Below are 15,356 nucleotides of genomic sequence, written 5' to 3' on the forward strand. Positions count from 1 at the left end.
GGGAGCTCTACGTGCGGATCATGCTCTTGACCCATTCATACACACCGGAAGTGAGCCCGCCGCAACGTCGTTGGTCCCAATTCATCACACATTTCCGTCAGCGCGGCTGGGAGGTGGAGGTCGTGGCTCCCATCGCCCACCTTCCCGAAGGCCGCCGCACTCTTCCCAAGGACCAGGCAGGCCGGGCCTTCCGCCGGCATGCCGGTACCCACGGTGAACGAATCCGTAGAGTGCCCTACCTGCCGCATCGGACAACCCGTCTGGGCAGGCTTGCCAATCACGCGTTTTCGGCAGCGTGCACTATTCCTGCTGCCATGATGGGGCGTCGACCTGATGTGCTCATCGTGACCGTGCCGAGCTTGCCAATTCTCGGGGCGGGGTTCGTCGTCGCCAAATTACTCAAGGTCCCGCTGGTCGTGGATATGCGCGACGCCTGGCCGGACATCGCCCACGATGCCCGGCTGGTCCAGGGCGGGGCAAAGAGCTTGGCCGAGAAGGCGATCATTGCCATTCAAGACCGTGCGGATCTTGTCGTCACTGTTACTTATGGCTTCGCGGACACGTTGCGTGAACGCGGACTGAAGAACGTGGCCACGGTCACCAACGGTGTGGACCTGGACTTCATCGAGGAGCTGCCCCCGCGGCCTACCGACCCGTCCCGGCTGGAAGTGGTTTATCTTGGCAACCACGGGGAGAGCCAGATGCTGGAAGTCGTGGTCAAAGCGGCGGCTTTGGTGGGGGACAAGGTTCAACTCACCATGGTGGGCCACGGCGTCGAGCGCAACCACTTGATTAATCTAGCCACCGAGCTGGATGCCCCGGTGGAGTTCCATCCGCCAGCCAACCGGACTGCGGTGATGGAGTACTACCGCCGCGCGGACACTTGCGTAGTGTCTCTCCGCGATGACTGGAAGTCTTTTGAAACCACCATCCCCTCCAAGACCTTTGAAGTGTTGGCTCTCGGCCGCCACGTTACTGGTATCGTCCTCGGCGAGGCCAAGAAGATCCTTGAGGACTCCGGCACTGGCGACGTCGTTCCTGCGCAGCCGGAGGCCGTGGCGCAACTGTGGCGGGACCTGATCGACGACCGCTCCCGTTTGGCTACTGGTGGTTCTGGCCGGGAATGGTTGAGGAACAACGCCAATGTTCCGACGCTTGCCGCCTCCTACATGGAACTGCTCGAGAGCGTAGCCGCGCCAGCCGTGGGTACAACGACCACCACAGTGGCCGCCCAATGAGCTTTTGGCAGTTGCCGGGCAATGCCCGGTTGGCTGCGGCCACCCTCCGCCAGCATGTGGGTGACGACCCGATGGTCCTCGCACTTCAGGTTTCGCGGCGGCTGCCGGCCCGGCTGGTGCAGCCGCTGGCCCGACTGGCCGCCCGTACACGTGGCAGGGGCGTGCTTCAGCCACTGGGCGCCTATATCGCTGGTGACCTTGACCTTGCCCGCGAACTGCTCGAGTCGGCTGCCCAAGCCGGGGCGTCCGGCGGTCTGGCACGGCGGCTGGCGGACGTAGCCGTCGCGGCCGCCATGCCGGAGGTAGCGGACAAGCTCCTGCAGAATGTGGCTTCCGGTACAGCCGGTCGCCGCGGTACCGTGGCCAGGCGCCGCTGGTACGACGGCGATATGGCCGGGGCGGTAGCCGTGCTGGGCGCCGGCACGCGCCGGGAGCGACGCCAGCGGCACCAGTTGGCCGGTGAGCTGAAGGTCTTCACCGGGTGGACACCCCGGTTGCCATCGGTGGATGGCTACGTACCAGAATCCCAGACGGTGCTGCATCTGCTGACCAATTCCCTGCCGCATACGGGAAGCGGTTATGCACAGCGTTCGCATTCTCTGCTTAAAGCCCAGCGCGAGCTCGGGTGGAGGGTCCATGCCGTTACGCGAACGGGCTATCCAGTGCAGGTGGGGCGCCTTTTCGCGCAGGAACAGGACGTGCTCGACGGCGTGGTCTACCACCGGGACTTGCCCGCCAATTTGGCGCGTGGTTTCGACGAGCGCCTCCAGCAGCAGGCGGAGCGCCTGCTGGCGCTCGCGTTGGAGATCCGGCCCGCCGTTCTTCACACGACCACCCACTTCGTCAACGGTTTGGTGGCAGCGGCAGTGGCGGGTGCGCTCGGAATCCCCTGGATTTACGAGGTCCGTGGACAATTGGCGGATACTTGGGCCTCCACCCGGGGGCCAGACGCCCGGAGCAGTCAGCGGTACAAACTGTTCCGTGAGCGCGAAACTGCTGTCATGCACCGGGCAAACGCAGTGGCCACCCTCGGGGTGACGATGAAAGGGGATATCCTAAGCGAAGGATTAAGCCCGGAAAAGGTGCTGCTTCTGCCCAACGCGGTCGGAGACGGCTTCCTCACCGAGCCTTACACGCCACGCGAAGCCAGGCGTCGACTGGGTCTACCCCAGGACGGGACGTTCATCGGGACAGTCAGCAGCCTCGTTGATTACGAAGGCCTGGATGATCTGCTCAGGGCCTTCGCCCTGCTGGCCGGTGAGCATCCAGATCTCAAGTGCCTGATTGTCGGGGATGGTGTCGCTGCGCCCAGGCTCAAGAACCTGGCCGCGGAGCTCGGCGTTTCGCCGCGGGTCCTGTTCCCCGGGCGGGTGCCCAGGAACGAAGCGCATGTGTACCACCAAGCATTGGATGTTTTTGTTGTGCCACGAAAGGATCTCAAGGTGACTCGTAGCGTCACTCCGCTCAAGCCGGTGGAGGCGATGGCCTCTGCCCGGCCGGTCGCTGCCAGCGATCTGCCGGCCCTGCGCGAGATCGTCCTGGAAGGCAGAACCGGACTACTGTTCAAGGCGGGCGACCCCGCGGACCAGGCTGGAGCGGTCGGGAAACTTGTGGCAGATGCGGAACTGCGCATGGAGCTGGGGAAGATGGGACGGACATCCGCTTTGGCAGAACGGACTTGGGCGGCGAATGCAGCGGCGCTGGCCCGGCTGTATACCGACCTTGAAGGTGATCGCTGACCGTGACTGAAACCCGGCCACAGGCAGCGAATCCCGCTCCGGTTCAGCAGACGGTGACGGTCCCGGTCAGCCTGAAAAAACTGCACAGGATCGGTGCACGCCCGGACTTTACGGATTATCTGGTCCAGCTCTGGGACCGGCGGCAGTTCATCATCTTCGATGCCCAAGCCCGCGTGCAGTCCGCTAATGACAAGGACAAGCTGGGCAGCCTGTGGCTGATCCTCACCCCGCTGTTCAACGGCCTGACGTACTACTTTATCTTCGGCATGCTGCTGGGGACGGGCCGGGGCATCGATAATTTCGTGGGGTATCTTGTGATCGGTATTTTCACCTTCCAGGTCTCCGCCGGTGCTCTGTTACAGGGCGCCCGCAGCCTGGTGGCCAATGAATCCGTCATCAAGGCGTTCACATTTCCCCGTGCTGCTTTGCCGATCGCGGTGAACCTGCGCGAGTTGCTCTCCTCGATTCCGTCCACCATCGTTATGCTGCTGATCGTTCTCATAGCTGCGCCAATTGAGGAGATAACCTGGCGCTGGCTGCTGATCATCCCGGCCATTCTCCTCCAGCACCTTTTCAACCTCGGCATCGGCATGCTGCTGGCCCCGTTCCTGTACAAAGTCCACGACATTGGAAACCTACTGTCCTTCCTGACTCGTTTGTGGATGTACAGTTCAGCCGTCTTCTACAGTCTGGACCGCTTTAAGGACTACCCAACTTTGGTTAAGGTTCTTGAGGCGAACCCCTTGTATATAGTCATCGACATCATCCGGGACTCCGTCCTTTATGCCACCACGCCGAGCTGGCAGAGCTGGGCGGCCTTGACTGCGTGGGCCTTGGGGCTGTTGGCCGTCGGCTTCTTCGTTTTCTGGCGTCAGGAGGAATCTTATGGCCGTGTCAGCTAGCGGGGTCCGGTGGGACGTCGAGCCGTCGGTCGTTGTCGACCAAGTGGATGTTCACTACCGCACTAAACAGGATGCCTCGCCGGACGGCGGCTCGGCCACGGGACTTTCAGGTGTCATCCGACGTCGGATCAACCCTTCGGGCAAAGCTGTCAAGCGCGCGTTGCACCAGGTCAGTTTCGTGGGGTACAAAGGCGATTCCATCGGAATCATCGGCCGCAACGGCTCCGGTAAGAGTACCTTGATGCGAGTCTTGGCCGGCTTGACGTTACCCACGGGTGGCGCCGTATATGCCCAAAGCCAGCCCGTCCTCTTGGGCGTGAACGCAGCGCTGATCTCCTCCCTCTCCGGTGCCCAGAACATCCGTCTCGGATGCTTGGCAATGGGCATGACTGACGATGAAGTGGACAGCAAGTTTGCGAGCATCGTCGAGATGTCGGGGCTCGAGGACGAGATCAATCATCCGATGAACACCTATTCCTCGGGCATGGGCGCTCGGCTCCGCTTTGCCATCGCCTGTGCAGTGGATCCGGAAATTCTGCTAATCGACGAAGCCCTGAATACCGGTGACGCCCAATTCAGGCAGCGGTCCAAGCAACGCATGGATATCATCCGCGATCAGGCGGGCACTGTATTCCTGGTCAGCCACAGCGCAGGCACGATCAAGGAGAACTGCAACCGCTGCATCTGGCTCGACAAAGGTGACTTCATCATGGATGGGACCCCGGACGAAGTCACTAAGCAATATCGAGACTTTGTCTGGCGCATGACTGAGGGCAACAAGGACCACGGTATGCGAATTCGCAATGAAATCATGTCCAGCCGTCCTCATCTGCAGGTCGAACTGCTCGAGAGCGGCTGGCGGAGCGCCAAGGCCGGCAGAAAATGACAGCTTTATTGGACGCCGCATCCTTTAGGCGCGCGCTATGGCATGTGCGCCACGGCGGAATGGCGGCTTTACGGGAGCATCTGCTGCGCCAAGACCCCGCGGGGGCCGGTCCTCGGCTTCTGCCCGTCTTCTCAAAGATCGCGCTTAGCCCGAAGCACCGGAATCGTCCCCGGATTGAACCCACGGAGCCCACGGCGGCCGTTCCAGCGAATGCCCGAGTGCACGCCGGTGTCATCTTGGACGAATTTTCGCTGGCGGGATTCGAGTGGGAATGGCGCTGCACGCCTTTGCGTCCCGGACTGAGCCAGGCCGAAGTAGCTGAACTTGGACTGGACCTGGTGCTGATCGAGTCGGCCTGGGCGGGAAACGACGGTGCGTGGCGCTACAAGCTGTTGGGTAGCACAGGACCGTCCCCGCAGATTCGGGAGCTGATTGCCCATGCAAAGGCTTTGCATCTCCCGGTCGTGCTCTGGAACAAGGAAGACCCACCGCATTACGAGGACTTCTTGCCGCTGGCCAAGCTCTGCGATTACGTTTTCACTACCGACGAGAACATGTTGGCGCTATACCGCAAGGATCTGGGGCACGCCAACGTGGCCTGTTTGCCGTTCGCCGCTCAGCCGAAGATCCACAACCCGGTGCGGCCGAAGCGCGGTTGGCAAGACAGGGACGTGGCCTTCGCCGGCATGTACTTTGCGCATAAGTACCCCGAACGGCGCAAGCAGATGGACATCATCCTCCCCGGTGCAGCCGAAGCCTGCAGCGGACGGGAATTTAAGTTCGAGATCTTCTCCCGCCAGCTTGGCAAGAAGTCCGAGTACCAGTTCCCGGAGCCGTTGGACAAGTTCGTCGTTGGATCCCTTTCCTACCGGCAGATGCTCACCGCCTACAAGGCGTACAAGATCTTCCTCAACGTGAATTCTGTGGTTGATTCAGCCACAATGTGCTCGCGGCGGATCTTCGAGATGACGGCCGCAGGCTCGACGGTAGTGACTACGCCAAGTCCGGCCGTGGACTACTTCTTTCCTGAGGGAGAGCTGCCTGTAGTCCAAAACCGTGTGGAGGCAGCCCACACCATTCGAGCGCTGCTAAAAAATCGGGAGTATGCAGAACGCCTGGTCCACCGAGCGCAGCGACGCATCTGGTCCGGACACACCTACCGCAACCGTGCGGAGCAGATTCTCCAAGCAGTTCGCCCGGAATTGGCGGCTGGTACGGATAAACCTGTAGTTTCCATCCTGGCTTCGAGCATTCGACCGGGGCAACTGGACCATGTGATTGACGGTGTCGCCAGCCAGCGCGGTGTCACCGTTCAATTGCTCTATGGTGCCCACGGCTTTCGTCTGGACAAGGATGAGTTCAAGCGGAAATGCCTTGCGGCGGGGATCACAGATGCCCTCGCGCTGGAATTTCCGGCAGAGGTGACGTTGGGGGAGTGTTTGAACGCTCTCGTCGAGCAGGCATCCGGGGAGTTCGCGGCCAAGTGGGATGATGATGATCTCTACGGCCCCTGGTACTTGTTCGACCAAGTGCAGGCGCTTGCCTACGCAAGTGCCGCTGTCGTCGGAAAACGGGCCCACTACATGCACCTACAGGGACCGGACGTCACAGTGTTACGAAATTCCCAATTCGAACACCGATACTCCCACTTCGTCGCCGGGCCGACGCTTTTCGGGCGGCTTGCGATATTCCGTGAGAACCCTTTTCCTGCCGTCAGTAGGGGCGAGGACACTTCGTTCCTGAGAAGTGTTCTAGAATCGGGTGGGAAGATTTACGCCTCAGACCGTTTCAATTATTGCCAAGTGCGCGGCGCAGACCACACACAGCACACTTGGCAAGCAACGGCCCACGAGTTGCTTGCTACGTCTGCCATAAAGTTTTTCGGAAATCCCGTGGAACAGATCTTTATATAGGGAGTCGATTATGGAGAAGGTCAGGTATGACCTCGCCGTTATCGGTTTGGGCTACATCGGACTGCCCACGGCGGCGACTTTCGCCAGCCAGGGAAAGCACGTGGCCGGTGTCGATGTGAACCATGCCACTGTTGATGCCGTAAACCGGGGGGAGGTTCCGTTCGTTGAACCGGACCTGGGTGTGGTGGTATCCGGCGCGGTGAGCCTCGGCAACCTTAAAGCATTCACCGAAGTGCCTCCGGCTGACGCTTTCATCGTCTGTGTTCCTACGCCGGTACGGGTCGACAAAGATGTGGACCTCTCATACTTGCGCAGCGCAGCGGAAAAGCTCGCGCCGGTGTTACGTGGAGGAGAACTGGTCATTCTGGAGTCCACCTCGCCGCCCGGTACCACCGAGCGCATTGGTGAGTTTCTGGTCAGCGCCCGGCCGGACCTGAGTCTCGCTCCGGAGCCCGGCAAACGGCAGATCCACTTGGCACACTCACCCGAACGTGTGCTGCCCGGCCGCATCATGGTCGAAATTGTGACCAATGATCGCGTAGTCGGCGGCCTGACACCGGAGGCATCCTCCATGGCAAGGGAGCTGTACAGCGTGATTTGCCAGGGCGAAATCCACCTCACCGATGCCAAGACGGCCGAGATGACTAAGCTCGCGGAGAACTCGTTCCGCGATTTGAATATAGCCTTCGCCAACGAACTGGCCTTGATGTGCGGCAGCATGGGCGTGGACGTCTGGCGCTTGATAGAACTGGCCAATCGTCATCCCCGCGTCGATATCCTGAATCCGGGTCCCGGAGTCGGGGGCCATTGCATTGCTGTTGATCCGTGGTTCCTCGTCGGTGCTTTCCCGGAGCACTCGGGCCTGACGCGTGCGGCGCGCGACCTGAACGATTCCATGCCCCGCCATGTGGCGGAAAAGGCACTGGCAGCTGTCGCAGAGTTGGAGGAGCCAACGATCGTTGTCCTGGGCCTTGCCTTCAAGGCCAACGTCGACGACACTCGGGAATCTCCGGCCGTGGACGTAGCGCGCCTGCTTTCCGCGGCAGCTCCTGCCGCCGATTTGATCGCTGTGGATCCGCATGTAACGACACTTCCCCACAGTCTCGCCGGCCTGGGCAACCTTCGCTTGGAGGAGCTTGACGTAGCGCTGAATGCGGCCGACCTAGTGGTCCTGCTGGTTGATCATGATGAATTCAAGTACCTGGATCAGGAGCTGTTGATTGGTAAGCGTGTCATTGACACCCGCGGTGCCTGGCGGCAGCCCGATGCTTTGGAGGCAGAACTGGCCACCATGTCCGCGGCTGCCTTCGCCAAGTAGGACCTGTCGATGACACGCACCGGCATAGGCTCCAGCATCCACGAGCAGGTCTTGCAATGGCAGGCCGAGGCTGACGTGCCAACCGCAGGCGTCCAGCAGCCCCGCCAAACCCAAATTGGTACTTTGACCATCATGGTGGACGCCCGAGCCGCGGATGCACGCACTGCAGCGTTGACCATCTCTTCTATCTTCTCGGGCAGCGTGCAGCGCTCCTTCCTCCAGGTGCTGATGCCGGAATCTGCGGACTCGGCAAACCTGGAGCGGTGGTTGGCATCAGAAGTCGGCGTCCAATTCATCCGCAGTGTGGAAGACGCAGTCGCGGGGGAGCAGTATTTGCTGGTTTGCCCAGCGGGCGTAATGCTCGGCACATATTCCATTGAGGCCGCCATTGAAGCGGCAGCGGAAACGGGCGCCGACCTGCTGCGGGTACTCGTAGACGGCGCCCCAGGCACAATGGAACTTTGGAAGACTGACAGGTTAGGCTCTCCCGCTGCAATGAACGGCGCAGAGCAAGCCATCCGGAATCAGGGCAGCGAGAGGTGGGTATCGGGGGCCAGTCTCGGCGCCCACGCTCTTGGCCGCCCCGCGCCCAAGCAATTCCTCCGCAAAGGCAGGGCCGGTAAGTTTGATCTGCACGTCGTTGTCAAGGACCTCAAGGATCCTGCGACGAGGCGGGATTATGAGCACCAAGTGCGCCGGCTCGAATTGGAACTGGCCCGCGCCAAGCGCCATCAGTGGCAGGACGCCGTGAGCAAAGCCTCTCCTCCCACGGCCTTACTGCCCTTCGGCGCCGCCCTTCGGAGGGGTCCGCGGTACATCGCTTCTCGAGCCGCTGCCCGCTTACGACGCCGCAACGCGGGGTTGAAATAGCGGTGGTCCTTGCCAATACCTTGGCCGGCAGTAGCAACATTTCGCTTCTGCGGTTGGCCAATGCACTCAATTTCGGACCGAAGGCCTTCGAATGGACGTTTGAGGATCTGAACGAGCCTCAAAGCATCGCGTCTGCCTCCAAAGCGCAGCAACGGTGGCATGACAACTTTGTGCTTGCCGTCCGGTCGGTGGCACAGGCACGGCAGTGGCTGCCCCTGCTGACGCTGTCCGGCAAGGCACACCGGGTCCACTTGGTGCTGCAGAACGACGGCGAAAAGCACCCGCCGCCGGCACGGCCCACGGTCGCGCAGATGCGCGCAGGGCTGATGATCTCGGCGTCGGCAGCGCCGGAAGGATATGCAGCCGTCACCGTTGCGGCGGGCAAGTGGGTAGATGTCCACCGCGCGATCGCCGCGGGGCTGATGCATCTGGAAACCGGCCGGCCCGGATCGGTGCTTGGTGGTTTGCGGGTGGGGATCACGGATCCCGCTCACGCGGCCTGGGCCGCAGGCGATCCATTGGCCCGGTCGCTTTGCCCGGCCCTGCTAGAACCGGCCGACGAGGATATCTTCCCGGTGGACTTGGTAGTGGCGGACACCGAACCCGAAATCGCCTCGGTCCGGAGGCCTGCCGGTTTTGTCCGGCCCACTGATGGGCTGGCGGATAACAGCGGCTGGTCAATGGCCCTGCCGCCCGTGGATGTGCGCTGTGTGTCGCCGCGCGGCTTCAACCCCTACCCGGACCACGGCACCGTCCGCGCCAACTTCGCCCCCGGGGGCGGCCTGGTCTTCAGGGATGCCGAAGCTGCGGATGCCGACCAGCCGGTTGCTTCGCTGGCTCCAGGGGAGCCGCTCGGCGAGTACTGCATTGCCGCGCTGCGCTCCCGCAGTTATGTGGACGTTTCCACGTTGGTTGGCGCAGCCGACCACCGTGCCACCGCCGTTGTGCTTTCCGGCCTGGCTACGGCCGGCGTCCCGCTCTTGAGAGCGGGCGACACGGCTGCTGTGCGCATGCTCGGACCGGACCTTGCTGCCGCCATTTCGGCCTTCGACGCACAGGACACGGCGTTGCTGCGCGAATCCAAGTCCATTGACATGCGCCGGCTGGCCCTGGGTCTCTTCGAACCGGCCGCCCGCTGGAACCACTGGGCAGCCGGCGCCGGAATGACGCCCCTGGAACCGGAGGCGGTCAGCGTGGTGCTGGCCACCCGCCGTGCCGACAGGATCCGGGAAGCCGTCCGGCAAATCGAGCGGCAGGACTGGCCGGCCGTGGAAATCGTGCTGGTGCTGCACGGCATCGAAGTGCCCGATGCCGAGCTGGAGCAGCTGCGTAAAGATTGCTCGCGTGACCTGGTGGTTCGAAAAGCCGGACCTGAGAAGGTCCTGGGAGAGGTGTTGAACCTCGGCGTTCGAGCCGCCGGAGGCGGGCTCATTGCCAAGATGGACGACGACGACTGGTATGGGCGGCATCATCTGCGCGACTTGATCTACGCCCGCCGCTACTCCGGCGCGATGCTCACCGGAAGCCAGGTCGAGTTCGTTTACCTCGAGGATCTTGACATCCTGACCAGGCGCCCCTCCGAGGGAGAGCGCTACTCGGACCATGTGGCTGGCGGCACCATGCTGATTTCTAAGTCGGACCTGGCGGACGTCGGCGGCTGGCGGCCGGTGCACCGCGCCGTGGACCGCTGCCTGTTGCAGGCAGTGGAGGCCGCGGGCGGCAGTATTTACCGCAGCCACGGCCAGAACTACGTGATGCATCGGTACAGTGACGCCCCGGGGCACGGTGGGCACACCTGGGCGCCGGAGACGGAGACCTTCCTGCAGAATTCCCGAGAGCAGTGGGACGGGTTCGTCCTGCCGCCGCAGATCGACGCCGAGGATATCCGCTACTATCCGCCCGGTCGCCACGCCAGCCTGTCCAGCATTTTCAGTAGGCTTGCGTCAGGCCCGCAGACCGCCACTTCGGCAAGGGGAGAGCAGGAATGACCCGGCAACCAGTCATTTGGGTCTGTGGACAATGAAGCCCTCTTCAGTCGGCAGTAGCGGGGACGCCCAACCAAAGAGGTCTAAAACCTTTCGCCCAGTAACCACCGGTGAACTCGGGGTGCGTATACCTCCCGAAACCTGTCCCCAGCCGGTTAATTCTTTGAGGTGATGGTCGCCTCCGAGCTTGATCGTGAACCTGGGTATCAGGGAGTCGGGAACGGGCCGCAACCACGCCTAACTCCATCCAGGTGTCCTCACGCTGTCCGCTGGACTCTCGTCTGGTGAAACCTTTATAATATAGTAGCCACACGGATTATTTATCGTGAGCCCTGATATTAGGAAACAAACTAACATGCCCTTTTGGTTTTCAGCTCATCAGATGTCACATACAGTGCGATTATAACGGTTGTGCCAGATAATGACGGTAGGCATGCGGCTCCGTGAATAGGTGTGAGTGCGATTCTCAGCTACGGTACGGTGCTGGAAGATCAGTCCATGAACCGGAGAAAAGAATGAAACTAGTCGTAATAGGACAGGGGTACGTTGGCCTCCCCTTGGCTCAGGGAGCCTCGGCATCGGGTGTCAAGGTAACCGGACTCGATCTGAACGAAGTTACCGTGCGCAATCTAAACGCCGGACGGTCGCACATAGACGATTTAAGCGACCAAGATGTCATGAAGATGATCGAGGAAGGATATGAAGCAACTACGGACGCCGCCGTGATCGCGGATGCCGACGTCGTAGTCGTTTGTGTCCCCACACCATTGGGGGAAGGAGGCAGCCCTGATCTTCGCGCCGTGGAAGGCGCAATGCGTTCGGTGTCGTCGCACATACGCGAGGGCACCCTCGTTATATTGGAATCAACAACATATCCAGGTACAACGAACGATCTTGTCCTGCCGATCCTTGAGAAGAGCGGCCTCATCCTCGATGAAGATTTTTTTCTTGCCTTCTCACCCGAACGAATTGATCCGGGGAACCCTATCTGGGGCTTGACAAATACACCGAAGGTAGTCGGGGGCGTCAGTCCCCGTTCAACTGAACGCGCCCAATCGTTTTATGAACGGTTTATCGACGTCGTGGTGCCCGTGAAAGGTGCGAAAGAGGCGGAAACCGCCAAACTTCTCGAGAACACTTATCGACATATCAACATTGCGTTGGTCAACGAAATGGCCAAATTCTGCCATGAGTTAGACATCGATCTATGGGATGTCATCGACGCCGCGAAGACTAAACCATTCGGCTATGAGGCGTTCTATCCGGGACCTGGTGTTGGAGGACATTGCATTCCCATCGATCCCAATTATCTTAGCTTCCAGGTTCAACGTTCACTGGGATATCCCTTCCGCTTTGTTGAACTCGCGGAAGAGATCAATAATTCCATGCCCCGATACATTGTAGATCGTGTGCAGGACATGCTGAACCAAATTGGCAAGGCACTGAACGGGGCAAAAGTCCTGCTGCTTGGCGTGACTTATAAGGCAAATATTGCGGACCAGCGCGAATCTCCGGCCCTCCCGATAGCAGAGATATTGCTGGCTAAGGGCGCAGAGATTTCGTATCATGATCCGAGCGTCCCGGAATGGTACGTCAATGGCTTAGAGATTCCTTTTGCCATCGAACTGGACGACGCGATTTCCGATGCGGACATCGTGCTTTTACTCCAGAATCACTCTGCTTATGACCCGGACGCGATGAGTAAAAACTCACGCATCTTCTTCGATACTAGAGGAGCGACTACCACTTCATCGGCGAACCGTCTGTAACAGTAGCAAATCTAAGTTCAAGAGAGAGTAATTTCCCGATGCCTCCCCGCAGAATGGCCATAATCCTCGCGACTGCGGCGGCTGCTGCATGTACCGTCATTGCCGTATATGGAAACGCTGTCTTTGCAAGTGTGTCTATGGTTGGGATTATGGCGGCGACCGCCGCTTGGTTCGTTGCAGATATCAGAACAAAAGTTATCCAAACTCGAAAAGCATCCGTCAAGCTGGCTGCAGATGTTGCACGCTTGGAAATCGAGATCCGGCAGACGCATGCCCATCAGTCGGAATTGTTGCGGATGATGAAAGAGGATCAGCAACAAATTGTTATCCTCAAAGGAAAGATTGACCGCGGACGCGATAAGACGATCGATCACATCAAAGCTCTCCGCGGCGAAGTCGTCAAGCTACTAGCGGACCAGGCGCATTTGATCGAAGCTGTGGAGACTATCCGTGGCGATTCCACCGAAGCTTTCAATCTGAGCAAGATAGGTCGCGTTGAAACGCGCATTTACTTGGAGGACTTGAAATCAGAACTTCTTGCAAAAGTGGAATCGGCACTGCACCCACGTGCGCACGTATCGGGGTCCGCCACCAACTGCGAGACTCCCGCATCCGACTTGCGAGAATCTTACATTTCGGAGACTGGTAGTGCCCATGACTAAGTTTGACTGTGTGGGTAAGTCCAGCCGTGAATGCCAAGTTTATTACTCGCGTCAAGTCAGCGCATATGAAAGAGAAAACGTTCTCCACGCCGCCCTACGGATTCGATCTTCTGCTGCGCGAAACGTTTTGGCTCGCCTAGCATCGAATGAGCGTTTCGACTTTAACGAGATCCGGTCGTGGTTTATGTCAGCCGCCTCAACGGACATAACTATGTTTGATAGAGACTGGCTGTTGGGTTTGGCTGAATTCCTCATGCTTCAGAATGAGCGGATCGATACTCAGTTGGGAAGCCTCATCGTTGACACAGTTTTGGCTGAGGGCGGCGGGGCATCGTTCTCGCCGGCCTTAAGGAAGATTTCCGTCGATACGGCGCTTCGAGACAGGGACCTTGGCCGTGCATCCCGGTTGATACAGTGCTTTGACTGGCACCCAAGGAGGCGGGCATCGCTGTCTTTGAACATGTCAAATCCTTTCGTGTCCGCTGCGGAATCTGACAGTGAAGAACGATGGATCGAGTCGCTCAATGCCATGGTGGCGGCCCCTGGGCTCAGACGAGTTGCACTTCGAGATCAGGATGGAGGAATGCCGTTTGACCGCCTGACCACGGTGCCAACGGTCACCGAGACATCCTTAAAGCCCTCTGAAGAACCACTGGTCACAGCGGTTGTTACTACCTACAAACCCGACTTGGGTCTCCTGACGGCGGTACGTTCGCTTGTCGCACAAACCTGGCAAAATCTCGAGATTCTTGTCGTTGATGATGCGTCTGGTGCAGAATATGACGGTATCTTAGAGCAAGCCCTTCAACTCGATCCTCGCGTACGGCTAATCCGTCAAATACGTAACGGAGGCACCTATATAGCCCGCACGAAGGCAATGGTTCTTGCGCAGGGCGAATTCGTTACTTTTCAGGACTCTGACGACTGGTCGCGACCAGAGCGCATCACGACCCAGATGCAGCCCCTCTTGCAAGATGATCGCATCATGGCTAGTCATAGTCGCTGTATTCGTTTGGACGAGCAGTTGGTTTTCGATGATCCCGGGTATCAGAATCCTCTCAGATTGAATAGCTCATCGTTACTTTTTAGGCTATGGCCAGTAATGAGAAGAATAGGATACTTCGATACCGTCAGAAAAGGCGGCGACAGCGAATTCCAGGAGCGCATAGAGATAGCATTCAGACAACGCATTCCTGTTGTTGGGAACTTCCCCCTTGCGTTCGTACGTCTTAGTAAAGGATCGTTGTCAAGAGCAGAGTTCCAACCACGTTGGAGACATCAGGCGCGTGTTTATTATCCATCGCTCTATAAAGCGTGGCACGAGAAGGCTGTCAGGGAAAACCGGAGCCTCTTTGTCGATCACGTGATCTCGGAGCGGAAATTTTCTGCCCCCAATCGTTTTTTGCAGTCAAAAGACAAGGAGACAGAATATGATGTGCTTATCTGCGCAGATTTGCGCTATTCCGAGACGGTTGGCGCACGCCTAATCAAAGTTACAGAGGCCCTCTCCTCCTGCAAATTGCGGGTTGGATTAATTGACATGCAACCTTTCCTTAGCATCGCTAGGTCGATTTCTAACACTAAGATACAGAATCGATTAGTGCGCAAAGATATATCGAATCTTGTTAACTCGGGAAAGGCGTCGCTCGTGGCGACGGACGACAATGCCACTGCGCGTCTCATTGTGGTGGATGATCCAATATTATTGCAATTCGTGGGAGATGAACCGTGGGCTGTCCAGGGCGCGAAGGGTTTGCTACTTGTCAATGAACCACCTTTGGATTCAGAGAGTAGACTACTAAAGTACAGCGTAGAAGATTGCATTGAAAACTCCCGGAATGTCCTTGGCCAAGACCTTGTGTGGGTGCCGTCGAGAAATGACGTTGCCGAAGAATTAGCTTCTGGAGTGCCGGCGGAGCTTTTGGCCAAACCTGTGCATCGGGACTTTTGGCAAGAACCACATGCATTAGCTGCTTGGATCAATGAGCAACTGAAACCGTCCTTCTGACCGCCGAACTATGTTATTTCGCCTTAACGTAAAAGATCGCTATATGTCCGTACTGCGAGTTGTTGT

Annotated in this window: 11 protein-coding genes; all 11 read left to right on the forward strand. The window is 59.0% G+C overall.

Annotation, left to right across the window (positions count from 1 at the left end; all coding sequences use genetic code 11):
- Nucleotides 1–20 precede the first annotated feature (20 nt).
- Nucleotides 21–1,238, forward strand: a complete 1,218-nt coding sequence (locus tag AC5RUK_RS01320; RefSeq protein ID WP_494108688.1) for a glycosyltransferase family 4 protein — start codon at nt 21–23, stop codon at nt 1,236–1,238.
- Nucleotides 1,235–2,977 (forward strand): glycosyltransferase family 4 protein, encoded by a 1,743-nt coding sequence (locus tag AC5RUK_RS01325; protein ID WP_494151172.1) that lies wholly within the window; start codon nt 1,235–1,237, stop codon nt 2,975–2,977. The genes AC5RUK_RS01320 and AC5RUK_RS01325 overlap by 4 nt, the downstream gene beginning before the upstream one ends.
- A 2-nt stretch (nt 2,978–2,979) precedes the next feature.
- Nucleotides 2,980–3,879 carry an ABC transporter permease gene (locus AC5RUK_RS01330; RefSeq protein ID WP_494108527.1) on the forward strand — a complete coding sequence of 300 codons (900 nt, stop codon included), beginning with the start codon at nt 2,980–2,982 and terminating at the stop codon, nt 3,877–3,879.
- Nucleotides 3,863–4,765, forward strand: coding sequence for an ABC transporter ATP-binding protein (locus AC5RUK_RS01335; RefSeq protein WP_494151173.1), 903 nt, complete (start codon nt 3,863–3,865; stop codon nt 4,763–4,765). The genes AC5RUK_RS01330 and AC5RUK_RS01335 overlap by 17 nt, the downstream gene beginning before the upstream one ends.
- A 236-nt stretch (nt 4,766–5,001) precedes the next feature.
- Nucleotides 5,002–6,678: a glycosyltransferase family protein gene (locus AC5RUK_RS01340; RefSeq protein ID WP_494151174.1), complete on the forward strand. Its 1,677-nt coding sequence runs from the start codon at nt 5,002–5,004 to the stop codon at nt 6,676–6,678.
- Nucleotides 6,679–6,688: 10 nt separating this feature from the next.
- Nucleotides 6,689–7,996, forward strand: coding sequence for a UDP-N-acetyl-D-mannosamine dehydrogenase (gene wecC, locus AC5RUK_RS01345; RefSeq protein ID WP_494151175.1), 1,308 nt, complete (start codon nt 6,689–6,691; stop codon nt 7,994–7,996).
- Between the two features lie 9 nt (nt 7,997–8,005).
- On the forward strand, nt 8,006–8,866 hold the full coding sequence (locus tag AC5RUK_RS01350) for a hypothetical protein (RefSeq protein WP_494151176.1): 861 nt from the start codon (nt 8,006–8,008) through the stop codon (nt 8,864–8,866).
- A 53-nt stretch (nt 8,867–8,919) separates the two neighbouring features.
- Nucleotides 8,920–10,854, forward strand: a complete 1,935-nt coding sequence (locus AC5RUK_RS01355) for a glycosyltransferase family 2 protein (protein ID WP_494151177.1) — start codon at nt 8,920–8,922, stop codon at nt 10,852–10,854.
- A 512-nt stretch (nt 10,855–11,366) separates the two neighbouring features.
- Nucleotides 11,367–12,620, forward strand: coding sequence for a nucleotide sugar dehydrogenase (locus tag AC5RUK_RS01360; RefSeq protein ID WP_494108687.1), 1,254 nt, complete (start codon nt 11,367–11,369; stop codon nt 12,618–12,620).
- 149 nt (nt 12,621–12,769) lie between these two features.
- On the forward strand, nt 12,770–13,282 hold the full coding sequence (locus AC5RUK_RS01365) for a hypothetical protein (protein ID WP_494151178.1): 513 nt from the start codon (nt 12,770–12,772) through the stop codon (nt 13,280–13,282).
- Complete coding sequence (locus tag AC5RUK_RS01370) at nt 13,275–15,290, forward strand: glycosyltransferase family 2 protein (protein ID WP_494151179.1); 2,016 nt, start codon at nt 13,275–13,277, stop codon at nt 15,288–15,290. The genes AC5RUK_RS01365 and AC5RUK_RS01370 overlap by 8 nt, the downstream gene beginning before the upstream one ends.
- Nucleotides 15,291–15,356 lie beyond the last annotated feature (66 nt).

This window comes from Arthrobacter sp. Y3223065 (assembly GCF_059090885.1).